Genomic DNA, 12452 nt, shown 5'->3' on the forward strand with positions numbered 1-12452 from the left:
CCTGTCATGACGGGCGCGCAACCCTGCTTTCACTGCGGCGAGCCGGTGCCGCCGGGCACCGGCTTTGCCGTGGCGATCGACGGCATCCGCCAACCGATGTGCTGCCCGGGCTGCAGCGCCGTTGCCAGCCTGATAGCCGGCAGTGGCATGGGCGGTTTCTACCGCCAGCGCACCGCCTACAGTGAAAAGCCAGCCAGCGATGCCCCGGCAGCGACACCGGATGAATACCTGCTCTACGATGACCCCGCCCTGCGCGCGCAGTACTGCCGGCGTGAAAACGATCACAGCGAATACGCCAGCCTGCTGCTCGGCGGTGTGACCTGCGCCGCCTGCACCTGGCTGATCGAACAGACCCTGCAGCGCGAAGCCGGCCTGCTCGACGCCCAGGTGAACCTGCAGCAGCAGCGCCTCAGCGTGCGCTACGACCCGCAGCAGCTGCAACCCAGCCGGCTGTTTGCCGTATTGGAATCGCTCGGCTACCGTGTGCGCCCCTTCCAGGCCAGTGCACAGCGTGCACAATTGGAGCAGGAATACCGTGCCGACCTGCGCCGAGTTGCCGTCGCCGGCATCGGCATGATGCAAGTGGGCATGTTCGGCATTGCCCTGCACGCGGGCGACCTGCAGGGTATCGCGCAGGAATACCAGATGCTCTTGCGCAGCGTCAGCCTGCTGGTCGCCAGTTTTGTCGTCGCCTACTCTGCACGCCCCTTCTTCGTCACCGCGTGGCGACACCTGCGCCAGGGCGCCCTGGTGATGGACCTCCCGGTCGCGCTGGCCATTGGCCTGGCGTTCGTGGCCAGCGTATGGGCAACGTTCACCGGCAGTGGTGAGGTGTATTTCGATTCCGTTGTGATGTTCACGTTTTTCCTGCTGCTCGGTCGCTTCTTCGAAAAGCGCGTCCGGCGTCGCCATGCCATCGCCTGCCAGGATGCGGAGAGCCACCTGCCACTGGCGGTTCTCGTACAGCAGGAGGACGGTCGCTGGCTGCGCCAGTCGCGACGACAGCTACAGCGCGACGACACGGTGAGAGTGCGCGCCGGTGAAATCATCGCGGTCGACGGCACGGTGGTCACAGGCAGCAGTGCGGTGCGCGAGGACACGTTCAACGGCGAACACGTACCGCGCACTGTCGAACCCGGGGATTCGGTATTTGCCGGCACGCTGAACCTCGAGGGAAGCATCGACCTGCGCGTCGACCAGCTCTATGAAAACAGCCGCCTGGCGGCACTGCAGAACAGCGTGGACCGGGCACAGCGTGCCAAGCCGGCACTCGCCCGCATGGCAGACCGCCTTTCCGCCTGGTTCGTGGGCGCCATCCTCATCATCACCGCGGTCACCGGCGTGGTCTGGAGCCAGATAGCGCCCGACCAGGTGCTGTGGATCTGCCTTGCGGTACTGGTGGTCAGCTGTCCCTGCGCTCTGGCGCTGGCCACACCCGCCGCACTCACCGCTGCAGCCAGTGCACTGCGGGCGCAGGGCATCATCGTACACGGCGAGAACGCCATTGAAGCGCTGGCACATGCAAAGCGTCTGGTCTTCGATAAAACCGGCACACTTACCCAGGGCAGGTTGCAGCTGGAATCGGTCATTCCCTGCACAGCGGGCGAGCGCGAACCGGACCTGATCGCTGTGGCCACGGCCTTGCAACAATACTCCAACCACCCTATTGCCAACGCGTTCAGCGGGGACGCTGTTGCGGGGCTCAGCGCACCGCGCTACGTCACGGGCGCCGGCGTGGAGGCCCTGTGGCGCGGTACGCGCTATCGTATGGGCAGCGAACGTTTCTGTCGGGAGCTGGCACCCGGGCTGCCACCGCCGCCCGACGCAGAGCTGTATTGGGTGGCGCTCTGTGCCGGCGACAGGCCGCTGGCCTGGTTCGGGCTATCCGACCCGCTGCGACCCGAGGCCGCTACGGTCGTAGTGGCCGCGCGCGAGGCCGGCCTGTCACTGGCGCTCCTGACCGGCGACAGCTCCGCCGCGGGTCGCCGCCTGGGCAGCCAGCTCGGGTTCGACTTCGTCGCCACGGGGTTGTCGCCCGAGGACAAAATGCAGCAGGTGCGGCGCTGGCAGGAGGCCGGTGAGGTGGTCATGGCCGTCGGCGATGGGCTCAATGATGCGCCACTGCTGAGCCTCGCCGATGCCTCGTTTGCCGTAGCCAGTGCCACGGACCTGGCACGCGCGCAGGCTGACTTTGTTGTCGACGACGACAATCTCCACGCCGTCACCCGCAGCCTGGCCAAGGCCCGGCAGTGTGTCAGGGTCATCCGCCAGAATTTTATCTGGGCACTGAGCTACAATGGCCTCGGCATACCCTTGGCTGCACTCGGCTATATTCCACCCTGGGCGGCAGCGCTGGGTATGTCGCTCAGCTCGCTGATTGTGGTCATGAACTCGCTGCGCCTAAACCGGGTGCAGCGCTGAGGTAGCGTCGTCTATGGAAAGCCTGTATCTGCTGATTCCGGTTGCGCTGGTGTTTTGCGTGATCGTGATCCGCCTTCTTATCTGGGCCATCGACAGCGGACAATACGAGGATCTCGACAAGGAGGCTTCGCGCATCCTGATGGACGAGGAGCAGAACCACCGCAAGAATGAGGATAGCGATGATCGCTGAACTGGGCAGTGCCTTCGCGCTGGGACTGGCGGGTGCCGGACATTGCCTCGGCATGTGTGGTGGCATTGCCGCGGCCCTGCAACTCGGTGGGGTAAAAAGCACCGGCATGACCCTCGCCTACCACGCTGGCCGTATCGCCAGTTACACCGCACTGGGGGCGGCGCTGGGCTTTGCTGCGGGCAGTATCGATATTGCCGGCTGGACGCTGGCGCTGCGCTACCTCGCCGGTATCCTGCTGATCGCCATGGGGCTCTATATTGCCGACTGGTGGCGCGTGCTCACCTGGCTGGAGCGGGGTGGAGCAGTCCTGTGGCGGCCGGTGCAGCGCTGGTCACAGTCACTGCTGCCGCTGCGCCACTGGTACCAGGGCGCTGCGCTGGGGCTGTGCTGGGGTTTGATGCCCTGCGGACTGATCTACAGCAGCCTGGCCTGGGCAGCCACTGCGCAGGAGGCCAGCCAGTCCGCGTTGATGATGCTGTTTTTTGGCCTGGGTACGCTGCCGGCCATGCTCGCTACCAGCTTCGGCGCAGGCGCCGTGCAAACGGCGCTGCGGCGCAAGGGCTTGAAGCTGGCGCTGGCGTTACTGTTGATCGCCTCGGGATGCTGGACGGTCTACCTGACGGCGGCACATGCGGGGCACGGCGCCCACGCCATGCAGCAGGAGACAAGCCCTGACGCCATGGACCACAGCCACCATCACTGAATACGGGCCCGGAACGGGAAACTGAATCGGGAAAAACGCGGGAACCGTCGGTAAGCAGAATCGGCGGAGGTGCACAGGGTGCGCACCTCCGCTGCACCTGCCTAGAAGCGGTAGGCAATACCGACGTTGTAGACCCAGGGATCGATATCGACATCAAACGCCACCGTACCGACATCGGTGCGGATCTTCGCCGTGGTGTCGATGTCGATGTACCAGACCGCAGCATTAATGGCCCAGTTGTCCGACAGCGGAATGTCCACACCGACCTGCGCCGCCAGGCCGAAGGAATCATCCAGCGACAGATCGGCCTCGGTGGCACCCAGCAGGCCATTCAGGGCGCCCGCAAGCGCCGGATCCACCTTCTCGTCGAAAATAAACGTGTAGTTCACGCCCGCACCGACGTAGGGCTGCCAGCCCTTCTGGCCACCGCGCGGATACCACTGCATGCTGACCGTGGGCGGCAGGTGCTTGATTGAACCCGCGGGAATACCGACACCGTCGACCGTGATATCGTGCTCAAAGGGCGTCGCCGCCAGCACTTCAATCGCCCAGTTGTCCGTGACCATGTAAACCGGGATGATACTCAGCTGGGTGTCGTTATCGACAGAGACACCGGGCAGCACGGTGGGTGGAGCTGTGGGCAACACGATGCTGTCACTGTCTTCGTCCGGCGCCACCGTCACGGCACCTGCGCGCAGTATCCAATCACCTTGCTCGTAGGCGGCCGCATTCACAGCCATGCCCGCGACAACCGCCGCCAGGGCGAGTTTTGTTACCTGTTTCATCATTCACTCCTCAATATGGACCAGGGTGTCCATCACCCTGTGTGCAGGTTAAGGCAGCTACGGATTACAGGCATTGATGTCGGTCAACGCCGCGCGCATTGCGCGCGGCTGTCAGGGGGGGGGAGTCAGGAGGCCAGACAGATGGCGCGACCGTGGTCGTGCGGCTCCACCAGTGTGGCGTGCAGGCCGCGAATTGCCTGCTCGTAGTCATCGTCGTTGACGATAAACTGAATGTCCACCTGGCGCATGGACTGGTGAATTGCCAGCACACTGATGTCGTGCTTGGACAGGGCGGCGACGGTCCGTGCCAGCAGGCCGGGCACCTGCATGTCGCTGCCGATGGCCGAGACGATCGCCACCTTCTGCTCGCGGATTTCAGCCTCTGGAAACATCTCCTGCAGGGCTTTCTTGATGCGTTTCACCGTCTTCAGGTTGACGTCCAGGTAGTGGGTGACCGTGTTGGCATTGATGTCCTTGCCCACGATGTGCCCCTTGAACCGCTGCACGTAGCGCAATATCTCGGTGTCATAGTGGGCAATGATCCCCGCCATGTCCTGGTCGAAAAGCTCCAGGGCATACACGCCGCGACAGCCGGCAATGATCTCCACGCAGGCGGTGTCACTGACATAATCGCCGGTAATCAGGGTGCCTGTGTGCTCTGGCTCAAAGGTATTCTTGACCCGCAGCGGAATGCCGTTCTGGCGCAGGCCCTTGGCTGCCTTGGGATGAATGGCCTCCATACCGAGATTGGCAAGCTGGTCCGCTACATCATAATTGGTGCGCCCGATGGGTACCGCGTTGTCCTCCCCAACCAGCCGTGGATCCGCACTGCTCAGGTGGAACTCCTTGTGAATGACCGCCTCGCGGGCGCCGGTCAAAACCGCGATACGGCTAAAGGTCATCTCGCTGTAACCGCGGTCGAACTGCGTGATCAAGCCCTCGCTGCAGTGTGCATAACCCGTCACGACAGGCAGTTCAGTCTCGAGGTCAATGTCTGCAAAGGCCTGTTGAACGCAGGCGTCCAGCGGCTGGCTGCCGGCACCCTGCCAGCCGCTCAGGTCGACAAACCGGGTATTGAGTCCATCGCGACGCAACAGCGTTGCCATGTTCCAGGCGCTGTGCACCTCGCCGACACTGGAAAGCATCTCGCGCACCGTCACCAGGTGGTCTTCCACCGAAAAGTGCCCGTGCCCGCAGAGACTGTGCAGATCTTCCAGGCACTTGCGCGCGTTCTCGAGGCGCTCGCCAATGAAGTCGTTGGCTTCCTGCAGGGCTTGCGCCTCGCCAAACAGCTCCGCGTTGATGGCAAACATGCTGTCGCGCACGCCGTCCAGCGCCTCTTCCCAGCTGCGGTCCTGGAAGCTGCTGGCAAACAGGCCGTAGACGCCGGGCTTGCCGTCTTTCTTGTGCTCCAGCAACTTGTTGGTGATGCCACCATAGGCGGACACGACAAAAATGCGCTGGTACGGCGTATCGCCATTGCGCTGGCCGAAAACAATGCTGTCACGAACGGCGGCGTAGTCGCTCATGGACGTGCCGCCAATTTTTTCCACGGTATGCGTGTTCACGGATCCCCCCGTCTTGCGCCCGGAGCGCAGTTCCGCACTGCGCCCACCGGGACCGGCCGCTTGTACTATGTTTGAAACCTCAGCCATGGGACTCATGCCCCCACGCGGTCAGCGTGCAACTCGTAGGCGCCCTCCGCGTTGTGCACTTCGGTGCCGTGCAGCGGCGGGTTGAACACGCAGGCCATCTTCATTTCCTTGGTGGCTCGCAGCTTGTGTTCATCGTGCTTGTCGAGCACGTAGAGCGTGCCCGGGGCGATCGGGTACACCTTGCCATCGGCCAGGGTTTCGACTTCGCCCTCTCCGGAAATGCAATACACCGACTCGAGGTGGTTCTTGTAGTGCATGCGGAAATCCGCGCCGGCGTAAATGGTCGTGATGTGGAAGGAAAAGCCCATGTTGTCATCCTTCAACAACAGGCGTGTGCTGTCCCAATTACCCGCGGGATCCTTGATCATGCGGCCTTCCCGGGCCGCCGTATCCAAATCTCTTACAATCATCCTGCAATTCTCCAGTTCGTGTACGTGTCCATCACCGCCCTGCGCGGCCGCGGCGATCAGCTCGCTTTGCGAAACCGGTCGTCGTCCGAAACGCTGTAGTCGTCTTCGAAAAAGTCCACGACCTCCGGGATTTCTCCTTCGGAAGCACACACCTCGGCGATCGCCTGCTCGACAATATCAATGCCTCGCTTGAGGTTTTCCCTGGAGATGGTCAGCGGACACAGGAACTTGACGACCTGGTCGTCTGCACCGCTGGTCTCGATCATCAGACCCTTGGCAAAGGCCTTGCGGGTGATGCGTCCGGCGATTTCGCCGTTGACACAGTTGATACCCTGGAACATGCCGCGGCCGTGAGTGCTGAAATTGCCCTCCCCATACCGCGCCACAATGGCGTCCAGACGCTCCGAGACGTAACGCCCCTTGGCCTGCACCTCTTTGGCGAAGGTGTCGTCGGACCAGAAGTGGTCAATCGCGGCCTTGGCGGTCACAAACGCAAGATTGTTGCCGCGGAAGGTGCCGTTGTGCTCACCCGGCTTCCACTGGTCGAGCTCCGGCTTGATCAATACGACCGCGAAGGGCAGTCCGTATCCGCTGAGCGACTTCGACAGCGTGACGATATCCGGCTTGATACCGGCTTCCTCGAAGCTGAAGAAGGTTCCGGTGCGGCCGCAGCCGGCCTGGATGTCGTCCACAATCAGCAGCATGTCGTGCTTGCGGCATACGACCTCCAGATTGCGCAGCCACTCAAAGCTCGCGGCGTTGATGCCACCCTCGCCCTGCACGGTTTCCACCAGCACAGCAGCCGGCGCATCAATGCCACTGCTCGAATCCGAAAGCACCTTGTCCAGATATGCTGTGGTGTCGATGCCGTCGCCGAGATAACCGTCGAAAGGCATACGGCTGCTGCCACTGAGACTCACGCCAGAGGCGCCGCGGTGGTGTGAATTACCCGTGGCCGCCAGCGACCCCAGGCTGACGCCGTGGAAACCGTTGGTGAAAGAGATCACGTTTTCGCGGCCGGCAATGTTGCGCGCCAGCTTGAGCGCGGCCTCCACCGCGTTGGTGCCCGTGGGACCCGTGAACTGGACCACGAACTCCAGGTCGCGCGGCTTCAGGATCTTCTCGTTGAAGGTCTCCAGGAACTCCGCCTTTGCCTTGGTGTGCAGGTCGAGACCGTGGCTGATACCGTCGGCCTCGATGTAATCCAGCAGCGCCTTCTTGAAGGCCGGGTTGTTATGGCCATAGTTCAGTGTGCCGGCTCCGGCCAGGAAATCGAGGTATTGCGTACCGTCCTCATCGTACAGGTACTCGCCCTGGGCCCGGTTGAATACGCGGGGGAAGGAGCGGGCGTAGCTGCGAACTTCGGATTCAATCTCTTCAAAAATCTTCATGTGTCATCCTCTCGTTAAATCTGTGTGCTGTTACGGTGAAAAACGTCTCGTGCGGCGGACGCGCTGTGGCCCCGTCAGCGCCCCACGGCGCGCAGCAGCGGGCTGGACAGCGGCCCGATGCGCGCGCGGATCTCGCTGTCATGGCTGCCGTTGAAATGGCGTTCCCGGTCGAACCATACCGTACGCTCCAGCGTTGCGCCGCGCCGACCGGCAAAGCTTTCGAACAGCTTCCATGATGCGGCGTTGTCTTCGGTGATAGTCGTCTCCATATGCTGAATCCACTCGTTTCCCGGGCGGTCCACGATCGCATCGAGCATGCGCCCGGCCAGTCCGCGACCTCGGCCACTCTCGCCCACCGCTACCTGCCATACGAACAGGGTGTCAGGCCGTTCGGGAATACGGTGCCCGGAAATGAAGCCCGCGACTGTGCCGCCGGCCTCCGCGACCACTGATGTCGCTGCGAAGTGCGAACACTGGACCAGGTTGCAGTAGGCGGAGTTGGTGTCCAGCGGCGGACAGGCTGCGATGAGTTCGTGCACTGCCATGCCGTCTGCCGCGGTGGGCACGCGTAATCTCAGGTCGTTCGCCATGATCTATTTGCCCTCAAATATTTAGTACGCTAAACATTATAACCAAATTTAGCGCACAACGAAAATCCTGTTAGTTTCTTTTTACCTCTTTTAGCCGTTTTTTATGGCATTTTGATGAATTTTTTGTTTTTTGTTTACTAAATATTTACAGTGTGCCGGCACGTTTGCCATTTTTCCCAGAGTCGAGGCGGCTGCCACTAACATCGCAGCGGCTTCCGGAGGTACACTATGTGGATTCACGCAACGGAGAGGAGCCTCCTGTTGGCCCGTATCGATGATGTCCTGGTCGCGCTGCGACGTGTAATCCGAGCCACCGACCTGCATTCGCGACATCTGGCCAAGACCACGGGACTCACGGCGCCACAGATCCTGCTGTTGCAGACCATCCGCCAGCGTGGTGAAGTCACCATCGGCGAGTTGGCCACCGATATCAGCCTGAGCCAGGCGACCGTGACCACAATACTCGACCGGCTGGAAAAGCGCGGTCTGGTCTATCGCAAGCGCTCGGATACCGACAAACGCAAGGTACACGCCCACCTGACACCCCGGGCCATGGAAGTACTGATCAGCGCACCCATTCCGCTGCAGGAACAGTTCAAGCGCCAGTTCGACGAACTGCAGGAGTGGGAGCAAACCATGATCATCTCCTCCCTGCAGCGCATCGCCAGGATGATGGATGCCGAGCATATCGACGCGGCGCCCGTGCTGGACGTCGGCACACTGGACCGACAGGATAACCACTGCAACGCCGAGGCCGGCGAGCCGGGGGACAAAACCCGCTAACCCCGCCACCGGCGGAATTTACCTGAACCCCCGCCCGGGCTAGAATGCTCCACCTTCACGGCCCGGTGTGGCCGCTGGGAGTGAGGGCAGAGGGCATGGGGAAAAACAACACGTTTGACGTACTGGTGATCGGCTCCGGTCCGGCGGGTGAGAGCGCCGCGCTGAACGCCGCCAAGCACGACAAGCGGGCAGCAGTCATCGAGGACCGCCCGCTGGTCGGCGGCGGCTGTGTGCACCGCGGCACCATCCCTTCCAAAGCCCTGCGCCACGCCGTCAAGCAGCTGATCCGCTTCAATACCGGAAAGCTGTTTCGCGAGATTGGTCACAGCCGTCAGATACCCTACCCTACGGCCCTCTCCGTCGCTACCGGCGTGATTGAGCGGCAGGTCGATATGCGCAGCAAATTCTATGCGCGCAACGCCATCGAACTGCACCTCGGCAAAGCGAGCTTCATCGACGCACACACGCTCGCCGTGCGCCGCCCCGACGGCATCACCGAGCGCCTCACCGGAACGGATATCGTCATTGCCAGCGGTTCCCGGCCCTACCAGCCAGACAACGTCGACTTCAGTCACCCGCGCATCTACGACAGCGACACCATACTCGACCTGCAACACACCCCGCGGAAGCTGCTCATTTATGGCGCCGGGGTCATCGGCTGTGAATACGCGTCGATTTTCAGTGGTCTGGGGGTCAAGGTCGAGCTCATCAACAGCTTCGACAACCTGCTGGCCTTCCTGGATGACGAGATCTCCGTCGCCCTGAATTACCATCTGCGCGATATGGGCGTGATGGTCAGGCATCGTGAGGAATACGAGGCCGTGGAAGCGAGCGACCGCGGGGTAGTGCTACACCTGAAATCGGGGAAACACCTGCGCGGCGATGCCCTGCTGTGGTGTAACGGACGCACCGGCAACACCGATGAACTGAATCTTGAAGCTGTCGGGCTCTCCGCGGACCAGCGCGGGCAATTGCAGGTGAACAAGCATTACCAGACCGCAGTACCGAATATCTACGCCGTGGGCGACGTGATCGGCTGGCCCAGCCTGGCCAGCGCCGCCTACGACCAGGGGCGTTCCGCCGCTGCGGTGTCCCGCGGCAAGGCGAGTACCCGCTACGTGGATGACGTGCCCACGGGCATCTACACCATCCCGGAAATCAGTTCTGTCGGAAAGACAGAGCGGGAGCTCACGGACAGCCGGGTGCCCTTCGAAGTGGGCCGCGCCTTCTTCAAGGACACCGCGCGCGGGCAGATTTCGGGGGAAGATGTGGGCATGCTGAAAATCCTGTTCTGCCCTGACACCCTGAAAATCCTCGGCATACACTGTTTTGGCGCAGAGGCGACCGAGATCATTCACATCGGCCAGGCCATCATGAAACAGGCAGGGGACGGCAATACCCTGCGCTACTTTATCTCCACCACCTTCAATTACCCGACCATGGCAGAGGCCTATCGCATTGCGGCCCTGAATGGGTTGAACCGGCTGACGGGATGAGTCGCGGGCGGCGGATGCAACCAGCCGCCGCCCGCCGGCGGCGCTGCTGACTCAGGCGCTGTCGCGGGCCCGGGCCATATCCATGGCCAGGTCTTCGATCATGTCTTCCTGGCCACCCACCGTACGACGGCGGCCCAGTTCCACCAGAATATCCCGCGCGGAGAGACCGTACTTGGCGGCGCTGCGCTTGGCGAACAGCAGGAAGCTGGAGTACACCCCGGCCCAGCCCAGGGTCAGGGAATCGCGGTCCACGCGCACCATGTGGTCCATCAGCGGGACAATCAGGTCTTCCGCCACATCCATGGCCTTGAACAGGTCGACACCGGTCTCCACGCCCATGCGGTCACACACCGCGAGGAAGACCTCCAGCGGCGTGTTGCCTGCCCCTGCCCCCAGCCCCGCAAGGGAGCCGTCAATGCGCGTGGCACCGGCCTCCACCGCAGCAAGGGAATTGGCAATCCCCATGCCCAGATTGTGGTGGCCATGGAAACCCAGTTCGGTCTCGGGCTTCAGCTCCTTGCGCGCCAGCGCGATGCGCGAGGTGACGTCGTCAGGCAGCATGTAGCCCGCGGAGTCGGTGATGTATACACAGTTGGCACCGTAGGACTCCATCAGCTTCAACTGCACGACCAGTTCTTCCGCCGGAATCATGTGGGCCATCATCAGGAACCCCACCGTATCGAGGCCGCTGATCTGCGCCGCCATGCTGATGTGCTGCTCGGAGACATCGGCCTCCGTACAGTGTGTGGCGACGCGAATCGTCGAAATACCGCAGTCCACCGCCATCTTCAGGTGGTCCACGGTGCCGATGCCCGGCAGCAGCAGCGCGGACACGCGGGTCTTCTTCACCGCCTTGCACACCGCGGTGAGGTACTCCTGGTCGCTGGCCGCGGGGAAACCGTAGTTCACCGACGCGCCCCCCAGACCGTCACCATGGGTCACCTCGATCAGCGGAATCCCCGCTTCGTCCATGGCCACCGCGATCTCGACCATCTGCTCCACGGTGATCTGGTGCTGCTTGGGGTGCATGCCATCGCGCAGCGACATATCGTGCACCTGGATTTTCCTGCCCTGTAAATTCATTGCGTCTCTCCCCTTCATGCCGCTGCCGGCACAAAGCGACCGGCCAGTATTTCCTCGGCATACATTTCTGCCGTGCGCAAGCCGGCCGCTGTCATGATGTCGAGGTTCCCCGCATAGCGCGGCAGGAAGTCACCGAGGCCGGCCACTTCCATATAAATACTCACCCGTTTGCCATCGAAGGTGGGCCCGTTCTTCAGGGTGTAACCGGGCACGTACTTCTGCACCTCGGCCACCATCTCGTGCACCGAGCGGGTGATCGCCTCCTGGTCCGGGTCATCCACCGTCAGGCAGTGGATGGTGTCGCGCATGATCAGCGGCGGCTCTGCGGGGTTGATGACGATGATCGCCTTGCCCTTCTGCGCGCCGCCGATCAACTCAACGCCCTTGGCGGTGGTGCGGGTAAACTCATCGATGTTCTTGCGCGTTCCGGGGCCCACGGAGCGCGAGCTGACGGTTGCCACAATCTCACCATAGCTCACTGCCTGCACACGACTCACCGCAGCGACCATGGGAATGGTCGCCTGCCCGCCGCAGGTCACCATGTTGACGTTCATGGCCCGCTCGGCCACGGCGTCCTTGAGATTGACCGGCGGCACACAGAACGGGCCGATGGCCGCCGGTGTCAGGTCAACCATCACCGCGCCCTCGGCATTCACCTTGCGGCTGTTGTCCGCATGGACATAGGCGCTGGTGGCATCAAAACAGATCTGGATATTGTCTTCGCGCATGTGGGGTACCAGGCCATCGACCCCTTCACAGGTGGTCTTGATACCCATGTCACGGGCCCGCGCCAGCCCGGGCGAATCCGGATCCACACCCACCATCCAGACCGGTTCAATCACCTCACTGCGCATCGCCTTCATCAACAGGTCGGTGCCGATGTTGCCGGGGCCGATAATGGCCGCCCTGATTTTCTTACTCATTGCTCATCTTCCACATCAGTGT

12 protein-coding genes are annotated in these 12452 nt (G+C 62.4%); 5 read left to right on the plus strand and 7 right to left on the minus strand.

Annotated features, from left to right (window positions below; translation table 11 throughout):
- Window positions 1-6: 6 nt before the first annotated feature.
- The 3 genes from AACZ17_RS01030 to AACZ17_RS01040 are packed head-to-tail and all read left to right on the plus strand — an operon-like array spanning window position 7 to window position 3314.
- Window positions 7-2421: a heavy metal translocating P-type ATPase gene (locus tag AACZ17_RS01030; protein WP_290744278.1), complete on the plus strand. Its 2415-nt coding sequence runs from the start codon at window positions 7-9 to the stop codon at window positions 2419-2421.
- 13 nt (window positions 2422-2434) lie between these two features.
- Window positions 2435-2611, plus strand: coding sequence for a cbb3-type cytochrome oxidase assembly protein CcoS (gene ccoS, locus AACZ17_RS01035; protein WP_290744280.1), 177 nt, complete (start codon window positions 2435-2437; stop codon window positions 2609-2611).
- Window positions 2601-3314 (plus strand): sulfite exporter TauE/SafE family protein, encoded by a 714-nt coding sequence (locus AACZ17_RS01040; protein WP_290744282.1) that lies wholly within the window; start codon window positions 2601-2603, stop codon window positions 3312-3314. The genes ccoS and AACZ17_RS01040 overlap by 11 nt, the downstream gene beginning before the upstream one ends.
- Window positions 3315-3415: 101 nt before the next feature.
- Here the strand turns inward: AACZ17_RS01040 and AACZ17_RS01045 are convergent, their stop codons facing one another.
- The 5 genes from AACZ17_RS01045 to ectA form a co-directional block, all read right to left on the minus strand.
- Window positions 3416-4099 (minus strand): OmpW family outer membrane protein, encoded by a 684-nt coding sequence (locus AACZ17_RS01045; RefSeq protein WP_290744284.1) that lies wholly within the window; start codon window positions 4097-4099, stop codon window positions 3416-3418.
- A gap of 125 nt (window positions 4100-4224) precedes the next feature.
- Window positions 4225-5667 carry an aspartate kinase gene (locus AACZ17_RS01050; protein ID WP_339637557.1) on the minus strand — a complete coding sequence of 481 codons (1443 nt, stop codon included), beginning with the start codon at window positions 5665-5667 and terminating at the stop codon, window positions 4225-4227.
- Between the two features lie 92 nt (window positions 5668-5759).
- Window positions 5760-6164, minus strand: coding sequence for an ectoine synthase (locus AACZ17_RS01055; RefSeq protein WP_290744288.1), 405 nt, complete (start codon window positions 6162-6164; stop codon window positions 5760-5762).
- Between the two features lie 56 nt (window positions 6165-6220).
- Entirely contained in the window at window positions 6221-7555 is a 1335-nt protein-coding gene (gene ectB, locus AACZ17_RS01060) for a diaminobutyrate--2-oxoglutarate transaminase (protein WP_290744290.1), read from the minus strand.
- A 74-nt stretch (window positions 7556-7629) separates the two neighbouring features.
- Window positions 7630-8145 (minus strand): diaminobutyrate acetyltransferase, encoded by a 516-nt coding sequence (gene ectA, locus AACZ17_RS01065; protein WP_290744292.1) that lies wholly within the window; start codon window positions 8143-8145, stop codon window positions 7630-7632.
- 228 nt (window positions 8146-8373) lie between these two features.
- On the opposite strand from ectA, the gene AACZ17_RS01070 reads away from it, so the two are divergent.
- Both AACZ17_RS01070 and sthA read left to right on the plus strand, forming a co-directional pair.
- Window positions 8374-8928 carry a MarR family transcriptional regulator gene (locus AACZ17_RS01070; protein ID WP_290744294.1) on the plus strand — a complete coding sequence of 185 codons (555 nt, stop codon included), beginning with the start codon at window positions 8374-8376 and terminating at the stop codon, window positions 8926-8928.
- A 95-nt stretch (window positions 8929-9023) separates the two neighbouring features.
- The gene (sthA, locus tag AACZ17_RS01075) at window positions 9024-10424 is read left to right on the plus strand and encodes a Si-specific NAD(P)(+) transhydrogenase (protein ID WP_290744296.1); all 1401 of its coding nucleotides are present in this window, start codon (window positions 9024-9026) and stop codon (window positions 10422-10424) included.
- A 51-nt stretch (window positions 10425-10475) separates the two neighbouring features.
- Here sthA and dmpG read toward each other — a convergent pair whose 3' ends face one another.
- Window positions 10476-11507, minus strand: coding sequence for a 4-hydroxy-2-oxovalerate aldolase (gene dmpG, locus AACZ17_RS01080; RefSeq protein ID WP_290744298.1), 1032 nt, complete (start codon window positions 11505-11507; stop codon window positions 10476-10478).
- A gap of 14 nt (window positions 11508-11521) precedes the next feature.
- Complete coding sequence (locus AACZ17_RS01085; RefSeq protein WP_290744300.1) at window positions 11522-12430, minus strand: acetaldehyde dehydrogenase (acetylating); 909 nt, start codon at window positions 12428-12430, stop codon at window positions 11522-11524.
- Between the last annotated feature and the right edge of the window lie 22 nt (window positions 12431-12452).

The organism is uncultured Haliea sp. (assembly GCF_963973825.1).
Taxonomy (GTDB): Bacteria; Pseudomonadota; Gammaproteobacteria; order Pseudomonadales; family Halieaceae; genus Haliea.